The following is a 21,541-nucleotide window of genomic DNA, read 5'->3' as shown; positions in this document are numbered from 1 at the left end:
GTATTTGTCAAGCGAATAGTTTTTTTGAGAGACTAAGCTCATTGCTTGTACTGCGGTTCATAGATTAAAATTGGTTAACCAATTTTAATCTCATACAATTGTACATAATTTACAGATAGAGAAGGGTTGTTGTCTAGAATTAGTAAGTATATAACTAGAATTCGTAAGTGTCTGAAATACAATTAAATTAATATCGATAGACAATTTTTATAACTGTTTTTATTGTGATGCTATTTTAGGACGAGATGTATTTAAATAAAAAACCGCCTTTCCCCAACAGAAAGACGGTCTCTTAAATCAAAATTAAACAACTTCCTAGTTTTAATCCTTAGGAGCGGATATATTATTATGAGAAACAGTATCCGTTTTCTGCGGCTACTTTATCTGCAATTTTAGTTCTTAATGCAACCACATTTGGTTGGTTCGCATATTTAGTGAAACGCTTAAGTCCCATAAGCATCATACGTTGTTCATCACCTTCAGCAAAAGAAACGATTCCTTCTTTTCCTTTTTTAATAACGATATCTACTGCGTTATATAAGTATAATTGAGACATTGCAATCTGGATCTCTTGAGAATCTTCTCCATAACGCTTAGCATTTTTCTCTGTACGCAGAATTGTAGATTCCGCCATGTAGATTTCAATTAGAATATCAGAAGCAGCCATTAATAATTGTTGGTGCTCTTCTAGTTGCGGACCAAATTTCTGCATAGCAGCTCCTGCAACCATTAGGAATACTTTCTTCATTTTTGCAATGATCTCTTTTTCTTCTGCAAATAAAGCAGAGTAATCGGGAGTATCAAAAGAAGGGATTCCTGTTAATTCATCAGCAACCTTCATAGCAGGGTTTAAAAGATCTACGTGACCTTTCATGGCTTTCTTTACGAGCATACCTACTGCTAACATACGGTTGATCTCATTGGTACCTTCATAGATACGAGAAATACGAGCATCTCTCCAAGCAGATTCCATTGGAGTATCTGCAGAGAATCCCATTCCTCCAAAAATCTGGATACCTTCATCAGTAGTATTCTGTACATCTTCAGAAACAGCAACTTTTAGAATAGAACATTCTATAGCATATTCTTCTACTCCTTTAAGTTCAGCTTCTTGATGTGTGTTTCCTTCTGCTTGACGAATAGCAATTCTATCTTCGATATTTTTTGCAGCACGGTAACTAGCAGATTCATCAGCATACGTATTAGTAGCCATCTCTGCAATCTTAGATTTAATAGCACCAAAATTCATAATAGGAGTTTTAAACTGAATACGCTCATTAGCATATTTAGTAGCTTCTCCAATAACTCTACGTTGTGCATCTAAACAAGCTGCAGCTAATTTGATACGTCCAACATTTAATGCATTCATCGCTATTTTAAATCCATTACCTCTTTCGGATAACATATTCTCTACAGGTACTTTAGTGTCGCTAAAGAAAACCTGACGAGTAGAAGAGGAGTGGATACCTAATTTCTTTTCTTCATCACCTAATGAGATACCATTAGCATTGTTAGGATCGTATTCTACAATAAATCCAGTAATATTTTTGTCATCCTCAATACGAGCAAAAACAATCATTACATTACAGAATCCGGCATTCGAGATCCACATTTTTTGACCAGAAATCAAATAATGCTTACCATCATCAGATAAAACAGCTTTAGTTTTACCAGAGTTAGCATCAGATCCAGCACCTGGTTCAGTTAAACAATATGCTCCCATCCACTCACCAGTAGCTAATTTAGAAACATATTTTTTCTTTTGCTCTTCATTACCATATAATGATATTGGCATAGTACCAATACCTGTATGAGCTCCAAACGCAGTACTAAAAGATCCGGTCGCACCAGAAATATAATCACATACTAACATTGTAGAAACGAATCCCATTCCTAATCCATCATATGCTTCTGGCACAGCTACACCTAGTAGTCCAAGCTCACCAGCTTTTTTCATACACGCTTCTGTATACGCATAATCTTTTGATTCGAATTTTTCCCAATGCGCCCATAATTCACGGTCTACAAATTCTTTTGTACTATCACGCATCATTTTTTGCTCCTCAGAAAAATCTTCTGGAGTAAATACATCTTCGGCTTTTGTTTCTTTAACAAGGAATTGTCCTCCTCTAAGAATGTCTTTGTTTAAAGTTTCTGTACTCATTGTTTTATTATATTATCTCTATCGTTTCTTAATTCAAAAATTCAAAAATACCAGCAGCTCCCTGACCAGTACCAACACACATAGTCACCATACCATATTTTCCTTTCATATCACGTTTGCGCATTTCATCAAACAATTGAACAGAAAGTTTCGCTCCTGTACAACCAAGTGGATGACCCAAAGCAATAGCTCCTCCATTTACGTTCACGATATCTTGATTGATGTTTAGCTCACGCATTACTGCTAATGATTGAGAAGCAAAGGCTTCATTCAGTTCAATTAGCTCAATATCCTCTTGTTTTAAGCCTGCTTGTTTTAAAGCTTTTGGAATTGCCTTTACAGGTCCGATTCCCATAATTCTTGGTTCTACACCGGCAGCAGCATAGTTTACAAGTCTTGCTATTGGTTCCAAGTTTAGTTCTTTAACCATATCTTCACTCATAACCATCACAAATGCAGCACCATCACTCATCTGAGAAGAATTACCCGCAGTTACACTTCCTCCAAGTTCAAAAACCGGTCTAAGTTTTCCTAAAACTTCTTTACTAGTTCCTTTACGAGGCCCTTCATCTTTAGTTACAGTATACGATTTACTGGCTTTTTTTCCGTTTTCATCGACATAAATTTGCTCTACATTGATAGGAACTATTTGATCTTGAAAACGATTTTCAGCTTGTGCTTTTAATGCTTTCATATGAGAATTGTAAGCAAACTCATCTTGATCTTCACGTGATACATTGAATTGATGAGCTACCGCTTCTGCAGTGTTACCCATTCCCCAATAGTAATCTTCATGACCAGACTTGGCTAAATCATAATTTAATTCTGTTTTGTATCCAGTCATAGGAACCGAACTCATGCTTTCTGCACCTCCTGCGATAATACAATCTGCCATTCCAGCTTGTATTTTTGCAGTAGCCATACCTATAGTTTCTATTCCAGAAGAACAGAATCTATTTACGGTAACACCAGGTACATCAATAGATTCTAATCCCATAAGTGATATTAAACGTGCCATATTAAGACCTTGAGATCCTTCTGGCATTGCATTACCAACAATAACATCATCAATACGACTTTTGTCTAATTGTGGCAGTTCTTTCATCATATGCTGAATTGTTTCAGCAGCTAACTCATCAGTTCTTTTAAATCTGAACACTCCGCGAGGTGCTTTTCCTACGGCTGTTCTATATGCTTTTACTATATATGCGGTTTTCATTTTTTATAAAATAGATTTTAGATATTAGTATCAAGTATTGAGATTTTGTTCGCAATACTTTTCTGTAATGAATAATTCATTTTTTGAATTTCAATCAACAAGTCAATAGCTTGTTGAACTTTTTCTTTCGATAAAAGATCAAGTTCTATCGTTAGTACTAACTGTGTATGAAGTTCATAAGCTGAACCATTAGCAATACTTAAAAAATGCTTAAATTCCTTATTTGAATTTCTTCCGCTGCCTTCCGCAATGTTTGAAGAAATTGAAATTGCACTTCGTTTTATTTGAGAAATCAATCCATATTTTTCATCAGAAGGCAGTTCTTTAGTTAATAGATATATAGATTTAGCCAAAACAATTGACCTTTTCCATATTTTTAAATCTTCAACTTTATGCATTACTCTATTTTCTAATTACTCAATACTTAATTCTCAATACTAGTTACGTAACGGTTTACCTTTCTTAAGCATATGTTCAATACGCTCTAACGTTTTACGTTCTGTACATAAAGACAAGAAAGCTTCACGTTCTAGATCTAATAAATATTGTTCTGTTACCAAGGTTGGTTCTGATAAATCTCCTCCAGCCATTACATAACCTAGTTTATTCGCTATTTTATGATCGTGTTCCGAAATATATTTACTAGCTTCCATAGAATCTGTACCTACTAAGAACATACCTAGTGCTTGTTTTCCAAGTACTTTGATGTCCTTTCGTTTTACAGGTTGGGTATATCCTTGTTCCGCCATTAATTTTGCATATGCTTTAGCAGTAGCAATCTGACGGTCTTTATTAACAACAACGATATCTTTTCCTTTTTGAAGTAAGTTCGTGTCAAATGCTTCGTAAGCAGAAGTAGATACCTTTGCCATACCTATAGTTAAGAAATGTTCTTGTAGTACATTTAGCTCTACATCATCTTTTTTGAAAAGATCAGAAGCTCTTAAAGCCATCTCTTTAGAACCCCCTCCACCAGGGATCACACCAACACCAAATTCTACTAATCCCATATACGTTTCTGCTGCAGCAACTACTTTATCAGCATGTAATGAAATTTCACATCCACCACCTAAAGCCATACCATGAGGAGCAACAATAGTAGGGATTGAAGAGTAACGCATACGCATCATAGAATCTTGGAAATACTTAATTGCCATATTCAATTCATCATACTCTTGCTCTACAGCCATCATAAAGATCATTCCGATGTTGGCACCTACAGAGAAATTAGCTGCTTGATTACCAACAACCAATCCTTGGAAGTTTTTCTCAGCCATATCAATAGCTGTATTTAATCCAGCAAGTACATCACCACCTATAGTATTCATCTTACTTTGGAATTCTACGTTAAGGATTCCATCACCAAGATCTTCTACTACAACACCGCTATTTTTGAAAACTTCAGAAGATTTACGGATGTTATCTAAAATGATAAATGCATCTTGTCCTGGAACTTTTACTTGTTCCTTTTTTGGAATGTCGTAATAATTAGTAGCTCCATTTTTAACCGTATAAAAAGAAGTACTTCCTGAAGCGATCATATCATTAACCCAAGCAGCTGGTTCATATCCTTCTGCTTTCATCATTTCAATTCCTTTTTCTACTCCAATAGCATCCCAAATTTGGAAAGGACCGTGTTCCCAACCAAATCCAGCTTTCATAGCATCATCAATCTTATAAAGGTCGTCTGTAATCTCTGGAATACGGTTAGATACATATGCAAATAATGCAGCAAAACTTTTACGATAAAATTCTCCTGCTTTATCTTTTCCAGCAACTAGTACTTTAAAACGATCTACTACTTTATCAATAGTTTTAGTCATTTCTAAGGTAGCAAAAGAAGCTCTTTTACTAGCTCTATATTCTAATGTGTCTAAATCAAGAGAAAGAATTTCCTTTTTTCCTTCTGGAGATACATGTTTTTTATAAAATCCTTGTTTCGTCTTACTACCTAACCATTTATTCTCCATCATCGTATTGATGAACGCTGGTAGTTTAAATAATTCGTGACGTTCATCATCAGGACAATTATCAGCAATACCATTAGCAACGTGTACTAAAGTATCTAATCCTACTACATCAACCGTACGGAAAGTTGCAGATTTTGGACGTCCAATAACTGGACCGGATAATTTATCAACTTCTTCAATGGTTAATCCCATATCTTTTACCATATGGAATAAGCTCATAATACTGAAGATACCTATTCTGTTTCCAATAAACGCAGGAGTATCTTTAGCAACTACAGATGTTTTTCCTAAATATTGCTCTCCATATCCGTTTAGGAACTCAAGCACTTCGGTAGAAGTATTTGGCCCAGGTATAATCTCAAATAATTTCAGGTAACGAGCAGGGTTAAAGAAGTGAGTTCCACAGAAATGTTTTTGGAAATCTTCACTTCTTCCTTCGTTCATGAATTTTATAGGAATACCTGAAGTGTTAGAAGTAATTAAAGTTCCAGGCGTTCTGTGTTTTTCTAGATTTTCAAAAACTAACTTTTTAATATCTAGTCTTTCTACTACTACCTCAATAATCCAATCTACATCAGCTACTTTTGCAATATCATCTTCTAGGTTTCCTGTAGTGATACGGTTTGCAAATTTTTGATGGTAAATAGGAGAAGGTTTGGATTTAAGAGCGGCGGTTAGTGAATCATTTACTAACCTGTTACGAACCACTTTGCTTTCTAGTGTAAGGCCTTTTGCCTTTTCTTTCTCGTTTAATTCTCTTGGTACTATATCTAATAATAGTACTTCGACGCCGATATTAGCGAAATGACATGCAATACCGGAGCCCATAATTCCTGAACCAACGACTGCAACTTTTTTAATGACTCTTTTCATTTTTTAACTTCTGGTTGTTAAGATGTTATAGATTCCTTTTTTGTGTATATTTTCTTGGTAGCGATGAGATCATTTATCAATTGAAATACTTCTAAGAAAGTATCAAGCTTTTCCTTTGGAACATGCTTTCTTACGGCATGGTCGAATGTAAAAACTACATCTTTTGAAAAATTTCTCATTTCTACTCCGAAAGGGGTTAGATATATTAGAACACCACGTCCGTCTTGAGGGTTTTTCTTTCTAAAAATTAACCCTTTCTCTTCCATGGTTTTTAAAGTTCGTGATAAACTAGTGGCTTCCATACCCATCTTAGGGCCTAATGAGGTAGATGGAGTTCCATTTTCAGGATCGATGCTAATTAATGCAAAACCCGTTGCCATTGTACTACCTTTTTTACCTGCTTCTTCGTTATACATCTTGGCAACAGCCATCCATGTTGCACGAAGTGCATAATCAATTGTTTTTTCTCTCATTCAGAAAATTTGTTATGGTGTAAAGGTAAGAAAAATTTATTATGCACGCATAGTAAATTATATAAAAAATTGTGAAAAGAGAAAGTAATTTACATTTTTCTGTTGAATTAATAAAAAAACTCCTCATAAAATGAGGAGTTTACTGATTTAAAGTTAAAGTTTTACACTATACATTTGTAATCAGTGAATTGAATTAGCCATAAATTTTACTATATAGATCTTGATATTTTGCCTTGATCACTCGTCTTTTTAGTTTCATAGTAGGAGTGAGGTGTTCTGCTTCAATGCTCCACTCGTCTGATGTAAGTTCGAATCTTTTGATACGTTCCCATTTTCCGAATTTTTCATTATGCTCATCAACTTCTTCCTGTACGCGGTCGATTACGGTTTGGTTACTTACGATTTCTTCATTTGAATTACCGATAGAAATGCCTTTTCGATTTGCCCAATCTTTTACAAATTCAAAATTTAGTTGAATAAAAGCAGCAGGCATTTTTTCTCCGTCACCTATAACCATTATTTGTTCGATAAAACGTGATTGTTTCATCGCATTTTCTATTACCTGAGGAGCAACATACTTACCTCCTGAAGTTTTGAACATTTCTTTTTTACGATCCGTAATTCTTAAGAAACCTTCACTATCTATTTCTCCAATATCTCCAGTGTGGAAATATCCATCTTTTAGAACTTCTTTACTTTTTTCTTCATCCTTATAGTAACCTATCATTACCTGTGGTCCTTTTATAAGAATTTCACCATCTTCAGCAATTTTAACTTCTGTTTCAGGTAACATTTTACCTACAGTACCAATTTTAAAACCTCTGTCTCTAATATCATTTACAGAAATCACAGGCGATGTTTCTGTTAATCCATAACCTTCCATTACATTTATTCCTGCAGCGTTAAAAACACGAGCTAGTCTGGATTGTAAAGCGGCACTTCCTGATGCAATTACTTTTAGATTTCCTCCTAATGCTTCCTGCCACTTACTGAAAATTAGTTTTTTAGCAATGCCTAATTTCTTCTCATACCACCAGCCATTAGCACCATAAGGTTCATATTTTAAGCCTAGTTCTACCGCCCAGAAAAATAATTTCTTTTTTACACCTGTTAGATCTGCTCCCTTAGCAATGATTTTATCATATACTTTTTCCAGCAATCTAGGAACAGCTGTCATCATATCAGGTTGTATCTCTTTTAAGTTATCACTTATTGTTTCCAGAGATTCAGCAAAATAAATACCTATACCTCTATATTGGTATAAATACATTAACATCCTTTCATAAATATGACAAACAGGTAAAAAACTCAATGCCTTTACTTCTCCATCGAATTCTGCAAATCTGGTCGAACTATGTAAGGCATTAGTTACTATATTTTTATGACTTAACATAACTCCTTTTGGTCTACCTGTAGTTCCTGAAGTATATATTAAGGTAGCTAGATCGTCTTCCTTTACAGAAGCCATAAGCTTCTCTACTTCTTCTTGATTGCTATCATCGCTTCCGAGCTCTAACACCTTATTCCAGCTATCGCAGCCTTCTATGTCATTAAAAGAATATACTCCTTTAAGGGAAGGTACATTACCTTTTATGTTGTTTACTTTTTGCAAAACTTCATCATCAGATACAAAACAATAAACAGATTCGGAATGGTTTAAAACATATTCGTAATCTTCCTGAGAAATAGTAGGATAAATAGGTACATCCTGTGCGGCAATTTGTAACACGCCTATGTCAACAATATTCCATTCGGTCCTATTATTAGAAGAAATTATAGCAACTTTATCATTAGGTTTAACACCTAATCGTAATAAACCTCGGCTGATTTGATTTGCTTTTTCTACGTATTCCTTAGTAGAAGTAGCAACCCACTTTCCATCATATTTTGTTATTAAAGCTTTGTCTAAATTGTATTTCTCTAGCTGATAATGTGGGAAATCAAATAATCTAGTAATTGTATTCATACGTTGTTTCAGATATGTTTTTTCTCTGTTTGTAAAGACCTTTTAAATTTAAGAATTATGTTTTAAAAAAACGTAACGCTTAACAATTATAATAAAGTTGTACAACAAATTTGTTTAATATAATCAAAATTCTCCGAATTCTTATGCGCTAGAGAATTTTAAAAACTACTATGCGTGCATAGTTTCGCAAATTATAAAAAATATCACAATACACAACCCTAATATATAAAAAAAGGAGCTATCTTTTGATAACTCCTTAAGTTTTATGGGTTTTAATTGAAGAATTATCGTTTTAAAATTTTAAAAGTTTTGATGTTACCATTTATTTCTATTGTTAGAAAATACAATCCAGAATTTAATTTTGAGACATCAAGTTCTTGATCTCCAGAAACTTTAGTTTTGGTAGACACCTCTTGTCCTATCAAATTTCTTAGGTGTAGACTGAAATTAGTAGAAGATGAAGGAGATATTTTTAGAAAATCTTTAACAGGATTAGGGAATATTTTAAACTCAGAGAAGATAGTATCTGGAACATCTAATACATCTTGATTTATAGAATTCACAATCAGATCATCAAAAAAGAAACCATCTTCTTCGGTATTACCATCAGAAACAAATTGAAAGCGAACTTTAATAGTTTCTCCAAGATAATCACTAAGGTTGATTTCTTCTAGTACCCAATCTGTTTGGGTTCCATCATACAAAGGTTCGCCTGTTGGTTGCCCTGCGTTTGTACTACCTGAGTTTGTGAATTTTCCACATTGTGGAATCCAGGAACTTCCATTATCTATGGATACTTCGAATTGTGCATAATCCCAATTGTTCTCGATATCCCATTTTGCATAAAATTGAACATTTGCAAATGCTGCATCACTAAGATCTATATTTTGAGAAAGTTCGATTGTCTTATTTTGATTAGCGCTATAGTTTCCATTAGGAGATTCGGTTATTGAAGCATTAGCTGATACAAAGGTAGCCATGGTGGTAGACCAGCCAGACTGTGTATAATCAACTAAACTATTAGCGTCATTGTTAACAATACTCTGTAGCTCTCCATACTTTTTAGTAATATTTACAGATTCTGTGATGGCTCCTCCATCAACTAGAATTGTATAAGAAATGTCATCACCAATTTGGACTGAATTATTTAGATTCACTTGAATATTATCCGATACGTTGGTTCCAATTTGTGTGCTTGTATAATTTTTAGGACTACCAACACTCGTAATATTGTTGGAGATGGGTACAATACTTACTGTGAAATTTCCATTTCCTGTAACTCCTAATCTTTTTAGAGTATAGTTTGCATTGAAAGTAGTATTTTCTCCAATAAAGATGTTTCCTATACTTTCTATTTGTGCGTAGTTATTCGTCATTTTCGCAGCAGTAAGGTTTAGGTACATCATTCCTTTACAGATACCATCTATTTGGTTAGATGCTGGCCAGAAGGCGGTGCCTACTTCAGGAGTAAAAGAAAATATTTTATTATGCGGTTGTGTAGTTCCTCCATACATGAAGTCATCGCTATCTCCCGCAAACGGAGCATCTCTTAATGGGTTATAACCATTTTGGGAAGTAAGTTCCGCTCCAATCGTAACAAAAATATCTTCATCTGGCGTAGGGGTATTTGCAGCATAAGAATAAGGGAAATATAATAATTCGCCAAAAGTATGGTTGTTAAGAGCGATTACAAAATTGTGTTGCTCCGTAAACCATTTCATTGCTTGATTTTCTATTTCAGAAAAAGCGCTAGTACCATGATATGTTTCACTATTTACGTTGTTTGATGAACCAGGACCGCTCCAGGTTGCAGTCGCAGAAGTTCCATCGGGATAATGATCGTAGTTTCGATTGTTATCTACACCACCATTAGTTCCTGTAGCATTAAATCTGTTTTTTCTCCAAAATCCACCACCGTTAGGATTAGTAACTTGATTGTATAAATATCCATCAGGGTTTAAAACAGGTACAAAATATAATTCCGTATTGTCGACAATTTGTTTAATATCTGGATCAGAATTGTAATTCTCTAATAAATACCACATATAGTAAATAAGCTGAGATAAACTAGCCGGTTCTCTTGCGTGATGAATTGCATCGTATAATATTTCTGATTCGTTTTCATCTACATCAGGGTTATCAGAAATACGCACCCATTGTATTGTATTTCCTCCTATCGATGGCGAAACAGAATTGTCTGGTGTCCCATTCGTAACAAATGTACCGATGTCTACTCTTTCTGAAATTAATGTTGGGTACTGCGCTCTCATGGCATCGAGATTATCTAACATTTCTTGATAAGTAAGATATCCACCCATAGATCCTAACGAAAAATTAGATGGAGTAGGGTAGTTTGTTATAGTTCCATTGTCAGAAGGACAGCTTAGATTTTGTATGGCTTTTTGAGTTTTGGCAATTTCATTTCTTTTAATAAAATCTGCTTCCGCATCTTCTATTATAATGTCTACTTGGAAACCAAGATTTCGTGCAGTTTCAATTTCTATTGAAGAGAAATCCGAAATAATAAAAATTCCACGTTTATGTTGACCGTGATCCATGGGAACTCCTGCGTCCATAAGTAATTGGAAATTCTCCGGAGTATTGTACGTGATTTTAGCTTTACTATATTTTAGTTTTGTTTGAGAAATAGCAAAAGCCGAAACCAATAAAAACAGGGTGACGAATATTTTTTTCAAGGTTTACGTATTTAGGTTCAAAAAAGTTGTTGATACTTCTGTAAAAATACTGATTAAATCACCATTTGGTTGTGAAGCGTGAATCAGTAATACAGTTATTAATATATAACAGTTTGATAGTAATAAACCCTAAATAAGTTTTAACCAAAAGTAAAAATTACTTTGTATCCCCAATCCATAATCTAGCATTTACAAAAGCTTCTATCCATGGCGACACTTCATCTTGTCTTCCTTTTGGGTAGTTCGCCCAGTTCCATTGGAATGTTGAACGCTCGATATGAGGCATCATTACTAAATGACGACCTGTAGCATCACACATCATAGCAGTATTGTAGTCTGAGCCATTAGGGTTGGCTGGATATCCTTCGTATCCATATTTCGCAACAATATTATATTGATCTTCGGATAGTGGAAGGTTAAATTTTCCTTCGCCATGAGAAATCCATACACCAAGTGTACTTCCTTCTAATGAAGATAACATGACAGAATTATTTTTCTGAATCTTAACAGAGGTAAATCCACTTTCGTGTTTGTGAGAGTCATTATGATGCATTTTTCCGTGCTCACTATGCTCAGGATTGATCACTTCTAATTCCATAAATAATTGACATCCATTACAGATTCCGACAGATAGTGTGTCTTCTCTTTTAAAGAAGTTATTTAAAGCTGTATTCGCTTTTTCATTATAAAGAAATGCTCCAGCCCAACCTTTAGCAGAACCAAGTACATCACTATTCGAGAATCCACCTACAGCACCTATAAATTGAATATCTTCTAAGGTTTCTCGACCTGTGATAAGATCGGTCATATGTACATCTTTTACATCAAAACCAGCCAGGTACATAGCATTGGCCATTTCGCGTTCAGAGTTACTTCCTTTTTCACGAATGATAGCAGCTTTTGGCTTTGGATTATCATTATCAATTACAGGAAGTTTTCCATTAAAATGCTTAGGAAATGTATATTGTAAAGGTTGTTTTGCAAAATTATCAAAACGATCATTTGCTAGATTATTAGCGGTTTGCTTTTGATCTAAAAGGTATGATGTTCTAAACCATATTTTTCTTAAAGCTGTAATATTAAAATCAAATGATTCATCAGTATTTATGATTTCTAATGAAGCTTTATTGGTTACTTTACCAATATTGAAAAACTGAATATTATGCTCCGAAAGTATAGACTCTATATCTGAATCATTTGTACTTTGAAAAACTATACCTGCGTTTTCTGCAAAAAGTAACTTGATCGTATCTTGTTCTCCTAGTTGAGAAAGATCTAATGTTGCACCTAAGTTAACATCTGCAAAACATAATTCTAATAAAGTAGTAATTAAACCACCAGAGGCAACATCATGTCCAGCTACAATTTTGTTATCTCTTATTAATTGTTGAATTAGATTAAAGGTGTTTTTAAAATTTTGCGCATCTCTAATACTTGGAGCTTCTGAACCAATTTTATTGATTACCTGAGAAAAAGAAGATCCTCCCAGTTTGTAATTATCCTGAGATAAGTTAATATAATAAATGTTCCCGCTATCTTTTTGAAGTACCGGTTCTATTACTTTGGTAATGTCATTACAATTAGCAGCAGCTGATATAATAACGGTTCCCGGAGAAATGACTTCTTCATTTGGGTATTTCTGCTTCATCGAAAGAGAATCTTTACCAGTAGGTACATTGATTCCTAAATCGATAGCAAAATCAGAGATTGCTTTTACCGCTTTATATAAACGTGCGTCTTCACCTTCATTTTTGCAAGGCCACATCCAATTTGCCGATAAAGAAATAGATTGTAATCCATCTTTTAGTGGTGCCCAGACGATATTAGTTAAAGCTTCGGCAATAGAATTTTTACTTCCAGCTTCGGGATTAATAAGACCTGAAATAGGAGAGTGACCAATTGAAGTCGCAATACCTTCTTTAGAGGTGTAATCTAAAGCCATCACACCACAGTTGTTAAGAGGTAATTGCAGAGGTCCTGTACATTGTTGTTTAGCAACTTTTCCACCAACGCATCGATCTACCTTGTTAGTAAGCCAATCTTTACAAGCAACAGCTTCTAGTTGCAATACCTGTTCGAGATAAGTGTGAAGATGTTCTTGTTGGTACGAAATATCCTCATAGTTACGATCAATGGTCTTATCATTCATAATCGTTTTAGGAGAGCTGCCAAACATATCCTCTAAAGCCAAATCCATAGGTTTGTCACCTTTGGTTTTGGATTCGAAAGTAAAATGGTCATCTCCTGTTACATCTCCTACCTGATACATTGGCGAACGCTCACGTTCCGCAATTCGTTCTAAAGTATCAATATCTTTTTGTCCGATAACCAATCCCATTCTTTCTTGAGACTCATTACCAATAATTTCTTTGGCCGATAGTGTAGGGTCTCCAACAGGAAGTTTATCTAAGTCGATTTTCCCTCCAGTTTCTTCTACCAGTTCAGAAAGACAATTAAGATGTCCTCCGGCTCCATGATCGTGAATAGAAACAATGGTATTTACATCACTTTCTACCATACCACGAATGGCATTGGCAGCTCGTTTTTGCATTTCTGGATTAGAACGCTGAATAGCATTCAATTCGATACCGCTACTAAATTCTCCTGTGTCTGCTGATGAAACCGCAGCACCACCCATACCAATTCGATAGTTTTCACCACCAAGAATGACAATCTTATCTCCGGTTTCAGGTTTGTCTTTAAGTGCTTGTTCGGCTTTACCATATCCAATTCCACCAGCTTGCATAATTACTTTGTCAAAACCTAGTTTACGTGCATCTTCTTCATGTTCAAAAGTCAGAATGGATCCAGTAATTAGCGGTTGTCCAAATTTATTTCCAAAATCCGAAGCTCCGTTAGATGCTTTGATTAGAATATCTACAGGTGTTTGGTATAGCCATTTTCTTTCTTCCACAGATTGTTCCCAAGGTCTATTTTCTTCTAATCGTGAATAAGAAGTCATATAAACAGCTGTTCCTGCTAATGGTAAAGAACCTTTTCCTCCAGCGAGTCGGTCTCTGATTTCTCCACCAGAACCTGTAGCAGCCCCATTAAATGGCTCTACAGTTGTTGGGAAATTATGAGTTTCTGCTTTCAGAGAAATCACACTTTCGTAAGGTGTTTCTTGATAGAAATCCGGTTTATCAGCACTTTTTGGTGCAAATTGAGTAACCTTTGGACCTTTTACAAAGGCCACATTATCTTTATATGCGGAAACGATATTGTTAGGATGTGTTTCCGAGGTTTTCTTTATTAATTTAAAAAGGGAAGTCGGTTGCTCTTCTCCATCAATAATAAAGGTTCCATTGAATATTTTATGTCTACAATGTTCTGAGTTGACTTGAGAAAACCCGAATACTTCAGAGTCTGTTAATTTTCTTCCTATTTTTTTAGCTACTCCTTCTAAATACTCAACTTCTTCTGGACTTAGTGCTAACCCCTCAGTTTTATTATAAGCCTCAATATTGTCTATTTCTATAATTAATTCAGGCTCAATATTAATAGTATATATATTCTGATTTAGCCCAGTATATTTTTGAGAAAGCATTGGGTCAAAATCGGTAAAATCTTCTGATACAGACTGAAATTCTTCAATACGAATGATTCCTTCGATTCCCATGTTTTGGGTAATCTCCACAGCATTGGTACTCCAAGGTGTAATCATTGCGGCGCGAGGACCAACAAAAAAAGCGTCAATAGACGCCGAAGATATTTTAGGTTGGTTGCCAAATAACCATACTAATTTTTTGATATTTTCTGTTGAGATTTCATCAGTGGTTTGTACCGCAAATACATTCTCATTTTGGTTTCCGAAGAAGTGGATCATGCTTCCAGACTTTGTGTTGTTTTTAATAAGCTGCAAATTTACTGTTTTTCTTTACAAAGTATTGTATAAAACTTAATAGTAATATTAGAGTTATCCACTAAATTTTAAACAATGAACATAAATAAAAAAAGCGGCTAAATAGCCGCTTTTCATTTTATCGTATAATTATCTTTTTAGTAATACTCCTCTGAGATGAAATAATCTCTACTAGTAGCATTCCTTGAGGGAGACTTGATAGCTGAATAGCCTCTTTAATATTCTTTTTAGAAACAATTTGCTTCCCTGTAATATCATAAATGTTTAATTCGCTAGTAGTACCATTAGGAATATTAATAGTGATAGAACCATCTATTGAAGGATTTGGATACACTGTTATTAGGTTATCCAGGTCAAGATCATCGACTCCTAGGGTAGGGTCATAGCAAGTCCAAGATAGATCATCAATGATTACTCTATCACTAGTTGTTGCTTTGTCTGTAAAAGAAATTACAACATTTCCTGTAACATTAATATCATTAATAGTTGTGGTTTCCTCTGTATCACCATATGGAATTGTTCCTACAGCAGTTCCGTTAACTTGTACCGTAAATGTTCCACTACCACCACCAAATGCTCTAATGGTAGTTATTGTTAAAGAACCAATACCTCCTGAAATCGAAGGAGCTGTAAGCTCTCCATTTCTAATAGTAATTGCAGCATCGGTAAGAGTTTGATCTGTTCTAGCGTCTGTTGCGGTCCAGGTTCCTCCATCATCACCTGTCCACATACGATCAAGATATTGACTGGACGGAGCTCCTATGTTGGTAAAGGTTTCTGAAGCACAATCACTGCCGCCAGTTCCTCCAGCTAAGGTTGTGCCATTTACTGAATTGCTTTGTGCAGATTCGTTTCCAGCAGCATCTTTTGCCAATACACTAAAAGAGTAAGTAGTTTCAGGACTTAATCCGTTAACACTTGTACTGTTAGAAGCAACAGATTTATTAAAAACTGAATTTACATATACATCATATTCAGTTACAGCTGTATTGTCGGAAGAGACCGTCCAGGAAAGATCAACGCTATTAGAAGTTTCATTAGATACCATTAAATTTGTTGGAACCGTTGGCGCTTCTGTATCCACTGTTATGTTCCATATCATTTGTACATACTCTGGATGATCAATGAAAGGGTTCCTATTGTTCTGTCTTGCAAAAATGGCATCATTTCTATCCATTTCTCTTGTAGATACAGGATCCTGTAAATGCCAGGTTACAAGAATACTTAAAAAAGTATTATCAAAAACCTGATCACTAGTTCCATTAAACATACTATATGAATATCCTGCTACATTATCTTCATATCGAGTTGCAAAGTAGAAATGCATTCTGGCGATATCGCCTTTAAATTCATCAATAGGTTCGAAAACTGTAGCTGTATATCCTGCTGAATATCCTGCATCTAGATTATTACCTCTTTTAGAACCATTGGAGGTTGTTAAATTTGCATTTTCAACTCTTCCGAAAGGAAAACTCCCTCGTTGACTATTTACGTATTTATCAGAAGGAACTACAAAATGAGCATCCGAACGTTGTGGAGTAACTTGATTAAAAACAGATTGCGGAATTATATGTTCGCGGTTATAGAATTCTCCTTCAGATGTTCCGCCAGATCCTGGGTCCTGATCCGTAAAATGAGTGTATTCATAAGAATCTGTGCCATCTGGTTTTTCAGAATACATGTCCAAAACACTACCATTATTTTCATAATATGAATCGGAATCCGAAGTTACATATGTTGTATACAATCCAGCATAACCAGGATCTGTAGATTGAAATTCAGGAGTTAAACCATCATTGTCACTATCAATAATGTTTTTTAGTTGCGTTTTTAGGGAGTATCCTGATCCTGTTACAGAGTCATAATATCCCGATGGAACTTGACTAAAACCAAAATAAAATGCACAAAGAGCAATTAAAAGTAATCTTGTTTTCATTGTTTGTTGCGTAAGTTGAGTTATTTTCTTTCTAGTAGTGCCATATAAAATCCATCAAATCCAGATTCTGAAGAAAGCACTTTTTTATCCTTTACAAAGATAAACTCTTTTCCTATTTCTTTGGTTAAGAATGTTTTAACCTGTTCTTGGTTTTCTGAAGGTAAAATAGAACAAGTGGCGTATACTAATTTTCCGCCAGGTTTTACCATTTTGGAATAGCTTTCTAATATCTCGGATTGTGTTTGCCTGATTTTATCCAGAAATTCTGGTTGCAATTTCCATTTGGCATCTGGGTTTCTACTTAAAACACCTAATCCACTACAAGGCGCATCGATTAAGACACGATCTGCTTTACCGTGTAATTTCTTAATATCTTTAGTGCTTTCTATAGTCCGGGGTTCTATGTTGTGAGCACCTGCACGTCTCGCTCTTCTCTTAAGTTCTTTTAGTTTATTACTATAAATATCCATAGCAATTACCTGACCTTTGTTCTCCATTAATGCAGCCAAGTGTAGTGTTTTTCCACCAGCTCCTGCACAAGTATCTACTACCCGCTGACCTGGTTTTACTTCTAAGAAATCAGCAACTAATTGCGATGAACCATCCTGTACCTCAAAGAATCCCTTTTTAAAAGCTTCTGTAGAGAATACATTTGCTCTCTCTGTAAGTTGAAGAGCCGATGGATATCCTTTGATAAATTCTGTGTCTATATTTTCATCTTCAAGAATTCCTCTAAGCTTATCTCTGGATATTTTTAGAGAATTAGCTCTAAGAACTACCGGTGCTTGCTGATTTAAGGCAGCAATTTCTTTATCCCATTTAGCTCCCAACTCTTTTTCTCCTAATTCGTCCATCCAATCCGGTATGGATTCTCTAAATTTACGTGTATTGCTTAATTCATCAAAACGACCTTTGATACGTCTTGTAGGAGTAGGAATAATTTGTTTCCAGTCAGGTAATGTGATACCTCTTAGTGTAGCCCAAACAGCAAATATTCTCCAAAGATTTTCTCTAGAAAAAGGTTCAGAAACATCGGCAATTTCAGCATAAAGGCGTTTCCACCTTACGATATCATACACGGTTTCTGCAATAAAACTGCGGTCACGAGATCCCCATCGTTTATCACGTTTTAGTAATTTTTGAACTACTTTATCGGCATAAGCTCCTTCATTAAATATTTCAGTAAGTCCGTCTATAACAGCAAAAACCAAAGTTCTATGTAAACGCATTGTCATTTTTTTTAAGGTTTGCAAAGGTAATCCTTTGCTTTAGAATAGTGTTATATTTGATTCAAAAATATGGGGTATGAGATTTTTACTATTGTTGTTGGTTGTGACGCTTCTTTTCAATTGTGGATCAGAACAACAGAAATTAGTTCAACACAATTTTTCTGAAGTAACTGTCGAGACTATTTTTAGTGATTCAACGAGTATAAGAGCTATAGAAATATATGATAGTCTATTAATGTTTGCAGGTAGTAATGGTGTGTATGGAACTTTTGAAATAGATGATAAGCTTACTATCAAGAATAAAAAAATCAACACTTTAGATTTTGAAGGAGAGAAAATTCACTTTAGGGCTATAGCAGATACAGAGACTGATTTTTTTATACTGAGTATTGCATCGCCAGCTTTATTATATAAAATTAATAAAGAAAACCGAGAAACAAAGGTGGTGTACAAAGAAGATCACGAAAAGGTCTTTTATGATGCTATGACATTTTGGAATAATAAAGAAGGAATTGCGATGGGAGATCCAACGGATGGATGTTTATCCATTATTATTACCAGGGATGGAGGAGAGACCTGGAATAAATTTTCTTGCGAAGATTTACCTAAAACAGGAGAAGGAGAAGCCGCTTTTGCAGCTAGTAACGGAAATATAGCAATTGTTGGTAATCATACCTGGATTGTTTCCGGTGGTATGAAATCGAGAGTTTTTTATTCATCTGATAAAGGTAATAGCTGGCAAGTTTTTGAAACTCCAATAATACAGGGAATCGAAACAACTGGAGCATATTCTATGGATTTTTATGATGAAAGTAATGGGGTGATTTTTGGTGGAGATTATACAAAACCTGAGAATAAAAAAAGAAATAAGGCTGTAACGACTGACGGAGGCAAAACTTGGAATTTGATAGCAGATGGAGTAGGAGTGGGATATAAAAGTTGTATTCGATACATTCCCAATGGAGGTGGTAAAGAAATGATAGCATTAGGCTTTACCGGAATTTCTATTTCTAATGACTCAGGAAATTCATGGAAAGATATTAGTAAAGAAAGCTTTTATACACTTCGATTTATAAATGATAGTGTGGCAGTGGCGGCAGGAAAAAATAGAATTGCAAAATTAATTTTTAAAACAAAAAAGTAAATGATAAAGAGATCTCATTTACTTTTTATTCAAAATCAGCAAGATTTCTTATTGTCAATTTCTTTGTCGTCTATCCCTCAATTGCTTTAGAAGACGTTTGTTAAATTCCCTCTCTGCTTTTACCAGTTTTAGAATCTGCTTATAGGAAATAACTTGTCTTAGATCTGTAATTAGTTTTTTGCGAGCATTTAATTTTTGCTCTTCTCCTTTTATATGATTTCTTAAAAGCTCCTCAGCTTCTTTTTCACTTAAGCCTTCAGGTCCATCAGCATCTTTTATTGATCTAATAGATCTACGTTCTTCCTTTTTAAGGCTTTCCATGGTTTCGTCATGTTTGTTATAAATAGGCCAAAATTGTTGAGCTTCCTTACTACTTAAATTTAATTGTTCTGTTATATAAGCTATTTTTAAAGTTTTTACTCTTTCTCTAGAACCTCTTTGGGAATAAGAAATATTAATTGTAAAAACAATAATAAATAGTAATAGTATTTTTTTCATGCGTTCTTTTTTATTCAACATATATAATCTCATCAGTTAACTCTTCATCAGATAAATAATCTTCTAATTCTTTTTCACTTAGTTCGGTATTGCCAAATGCATCGGTTAAATTAGTTTCATCATCCAGCAATTCGGCAATTTCAGCATCACTAAATTCTGCATTTCCTTCCTCAAAGTACTCCTGAATGTCAGCAACATCAATATTGTCAAAATTAAAAGAATCATTTTCTTTATGAATCGAGATAGATATAATAATGGCAATCATCGCTGCAATACCAGAAACATATAATATGTTCTTTCTAGAGAATATAGATACTACGTTGGTTTCCTTGTTTACAGTAATTGTTTTTTGTAAAATCTTTTCTTCTATATTTTCAAAATACTTTTCAGGTGTTGTCAAGCCTGTTTTTAGACTATCAACAAGTATGGAAGTCTCTTTTTCCTCAGAATTCAGTTTTTCCATAAGCTGATTCTCAAAAGTATAGAAATAGTTGTCAGGAACATTTAGACCAGAGGATCTTGTATCCGATAGTAAAGAAGAGTTTTCATTTTCTTGAGATATTTTCTCAAAAAGCTTCTCTTCGAAATTATCGAAGTAATTTTCAGGAACTTTAAATCCTTTCTTATCGTTATGTAAATTATTTTTTTTCACTGTATATAGGACGCTATAAATGTAAAAAGGTTTAATTAGTTTTCAGGAATTCTTCAATTTTTTTAGAAGCTAAATGGTACGAGGCTTTTAACGCTCCTTCACTAGTCTCCAAAATTTCAGATATTTCTTTGTATTTCAATTCCTGAAAATATTTCATATTGAATACCTGTTGCTGTTTTCTTGGTAATAAAGTAATTGCCTTTTGCAATTTAAGTTGAATCTCATCACCTTCAAAATATACATCAGCTTCTAGGTTTTCGATAAGCTGTTGCTGTAATTCTTCATTACTTATATTATATTTTTTTGCCTTTTGGTTTAAGAAGGTAATAGATTCATTGGTAGCGATTCTATACATCCACGAATATAATTTACTTTCTCCTTTAAATTTTGATATGTTTTTATACACCTTAATAAACACATTTTGCAATATATCATCTGTATCATCATGGTTTTTTACCATATTTCTAATATGCCAATATAATCTCTGTTTATAAAGAGCAACAAGCTTGCTAAAGGCACTATTGATGTCTTTATCCGTTTTCAGGGCAATAAGTAATTTTTCTTCTTCTTGAATATTCAATAGTAAAATATAGTTTTAATGGTAGTTCATATGCGTTACTATGCTATAAGACTAAATTACATAAAAAAGGTTTAATAAGATCATTAAAATATTTTTTTGTAAGAAAATGTAGGAATTAAATGTAATAATTTAGTTAAAAGTGTGTTTTTTTAGATAAAAAGCATTAAATGTTTTGCAGTGTTCTAAAATGATTGTATCTTTACAAAGTAAAAATGAGTTAGTACTTTCATTTTCCCCAAGATGAAGGTTTTTAATAAAAGTGAGTTTTAATTTTAGATT

The 21,541-nt window shown here is 34.3% G+C and carries 14 protein-coding genes; 1 reads left to right on the top strand and 13 read right to left on the bottom strand.

What is annotated here, in order from left to right; all coding sequences use genetic code 11:
- Positions 1-346 precede the first annotated feature (346 nt).
- From D1818_RS06645 to D1818_RS06600, 10 genes are all read right to left on the bottom strand, one after another.
- Positions 347-2,164 (bottom strand): acyl-CoA dehydrogenase family protein, encoded by a 1,818-nt coding sequence (locus tag D1818_RS06645; protein WP_118457226.1) that lies wholly within the window; start codon positions 2,162-2,164, stop codon positions 347-349.
- A gap of 28 nt (positions 2,165-2,192) precedes the next feature.
- A complete protein-coding gene (locus D1818_RS06640) occupies positions 2,193-3,383 on the bottom strand; it encodes an acetyl-CoA C-acyltransferase (RefSeq protein WP_118457224.1) in 1,191 nt (396 codons plus the stop codon).
- A gap of 17 nt (positions 3,384-3,400) precedes the next feature.
- Entirely contained in the window at positions 3,401-3,781 is a 381-nt protein-coding gene (locus D1818_RS06635; RefSeq protein ID WP_118457222.1) for a four helix bundle protein, read from the bottom strand.
- Positions 3,782-3,820: 39 nt separating this feature from the next.
- Positions 3,821-6,226: a 3-hydroxyacyl-CoA dehydrogenase/enoyl-CoA hydratase family protein gene (locus tag D1818_RS06630; RefSeq protein WP_118457220.1), complete on the bottom strand. Its 2,406-nt coding sequence runs from the start codon at positions 6,224-6,226 to the stop codon at positions 3,821-3,823.
- Between the two features lie 17 nt (positions 6,227-6,243).
- A complete protein-coding gene (locus D1818_RS06625) occupies positions 6,244-6,699 on the bottom strand; it encodes a MarR family winged helix-turn-helix transcriptional regulator (protein ID WP_118457218.1) in 456 nt (151 codons plus the stop codon).
- Positions 6,700-6,892: 193 nt separating this feature from the next.
- Positions 6,893-8,665 carry a long-chain fatty acid--CoA ligase gene (locus D1818_RS06620; protein WP_118457216.1) on the bottom strand — a complete coding sequence of 591 codons (1,773 nt, stop codon included), beginning with the start codon at positions 8,663-8,665 and terminating at the stop codon, positions 6,893-6,895.
- A 284-nt stretch (positions 8,666-8,949) separates the two neighbouring features.
- Complete coding sequence (locus D1818_RS06615) at positions 8,950-11,361, bottom strand: M14 family zinc carboxypeptidase (RefSeq protein ID WP_120752518.1); 2,412 nt, start codon at positions 11,359-11,361, stop codon at positions 8,950-8,952.
- 157 nt (positions 11,362-11,518) lie between these two features.
- On the bottom strand, positions 11,519-15,187 hold the full coding sequence (gene purL, locus D1818_RS06610; RefSeq protein ID WP_118457212.1) for a phosphoribosylformylglycinamidine synthase: 3,669 nt from the start codon (positions 15,185-15,187) through the stop codon (positions 11,519-11,521).
- Positions 15,188-15,341: 154 nt separating this feature from the next.
- On the bottom strand, positions 15,342-17,159 hold the full coding sequence (locus tag D1818_RS06605; protein WP_118457210.1) for an endonuclease: 1,818 nt from the start codon (positions 17,157-17,159) through the stop codon (positions 15,342-15,344).
- 20 nt (positions 17,160-17,179) lie between these two features.
- Positions 17,180-18,388 carry an RsmB/NOP family class I SAM-dependent RNA methyltransferase gene (locus tag D1818_RS06600; RefSeq protein ID WP_118457207.1) on the bottom strand — a complete coding sequence of 403 codons (1,209 nt, stop codon included), beginning with the start codon at positions 18,386-18,388 and terminating at the stop codon, positions 17,180-17,182.
- A 76-nt stretch (positions 18,389-18,464) separates the two neighbouring features.
- Here D1818_RS06600 and D1818_RS06595 point away from each other — a divergent pair, with 76 nt between their 5' ends.
- Positions 18,465-19,532: a sialidase family protein gene (locus D1818_RS06595; protein WP_118457205.1), complete on the top strand. Its 1,068-nt coding sequence runs from the start codon at positions 18,465-18,467 to the stop codon at positions 19,530-19,532.
- A gap of 54 nt (positions 19,533-19,586) precedes the next feature.
- On the opposite strand, the gene D1818_RS06590 is transcribed toward D1818_RS06595, so the two are convergent.
- Genes D1818_RS06590 through D1818_RS06580 form a run of 3 tightly spaced genes read right to left on the bottom strand, consistent with a single transcriptional unit; the run spans position 19,587 to position 21,256 of the window.
- Positions 19,587-20,030: a sensor of ECF-type sigma factor gene (locus D1818_RS06590; protein WP_147406171.1), complete on the bottom strand. Its 444-nt coding sequence runs from the start codon at positions 20,028-20,030 to the stop codon at positions 19,587-19,589.
- 10 nt (positions 20,031-20,040) lie between these two features.
- Positions 20,041-20,682 (bottom strand): hypothetical protein, encoded by a 642-nt coding sequence (locus tag D1818_RS06585; RefSeq protein WP_118457201.1) that lies wholly within the window; start codon positions 20,680-20,682, stop codon positions 20,041-20,043.
- A 31-nt stretch (positions 20,683-20,713) separates the two neighbouring features.
- Positions 20,714-21,256 (bottom strand): RNA polymerase sigma factor, encoded by a 543-nt coding sequence (locus D1818_RS06580; protein ID WP_118463556.1) that lies wholly within the window; start codon positions 21,254-21,256, stop codon positions 20,714-20,716.
- Positions 21,257-21,541 lie beyond the last annotated feature (285 nt).

The sequence above is a fragment of the Aquimarina sp. BL5 genome (assembly GCF_003443675.1).
Lineage (GTDB): Bacteria > Bacteroidota > Bacteroidia > Flavobacteriales > Flavobacteriaceae > Aquimarina.
Note: the sequence above shows the minus strand (reverse complement) of the source record. Positions and strands in the feature narration are given on the sequence as shown.

What these genes read in the sequence shown, in the direction of transcription:
- D1818_RS06635 (WP_118457222.1), bottom strand. Translation starts at nt 3,781, where the DNA reads ATGCATAAAGTTGAAGATTTAAAAATATGGAAAAGGTCAATTGTTTTG.
- D1818_RS06605 (WP_118457210.1), bottom strand. Translation starts at nt 17,159, where the DNA reads ATGAAAACAAGATTACTTTTAATTGCTCTTTGTGCATTTTATTTTGGT.
- D1818_RS06600 (WP_118457207.1), bottom strand. Translation starts at nt 18,388, where the DNA reads ATGCGTTTACATAGAACTTTGGTTTTTGCTGTTATAGACGGACTTACT.
- D1818_RS06595 (WP_118457205.1), top strand. Translation starts at nt 18,465, where the DNA reads ATGAGATTTTTACTATTGTTGTTGGTTGTGACGCTTCTTTTCAATTGT.
- D1818_RS06630 (WP_118457220.1), bottom strand. Translation starts at nt 6,226, where the DNA reads ATGAAAAGAGTCATTAAAAAAGTTGCAGTCGTTGGTTCAGGAATTATG.
- D1818_RS06625 (WP_118457218.1), bottom strand. Translation starts at nt 6,699, where the DNA reads ATGAGAGAAAAAACAATTGATTATGCACTTCGTGCAACATGGATGGCT.
- D1818_RS06590 (WP_147406171.1), bottom strand. Translation starts at nt 20,030, where the DNA reads ATGAAAAAAATACTATTACTATTTATTATTGTTTTTACAATTAATATT.
- D1818_RS06620 (WP_118457216.1), bottom strand. Translation starts at nt 8,665, where the DNA reads ATGAATACAATTACTAGATTATTTGATTTCCCACATTATCAGCTAGAG.
- D1818_RS06645 (WP_118457226.1), bottom strand. Translation starts at nt 2,164, where the DNA reads ATGAGTACAGAAACTTTAAACAAAGACATTCTTAGAGGAGGACAATTC.
- D1818_RS06640 (WP_118457224.1), bottom strand. Translation starts at nt 3,383, where the DNA reads ATGAAAACCGCATATATAGTAAAAGCATATAGAACAGCCGTAGGAAAA.
- purL (WP_118457212.1), bottom strand. Translation starts at nt 15,187, where the DNA reads ATGATCCACTTCTTCGGAAACCAAAATGAGAATGTATTTGCGGTACAA.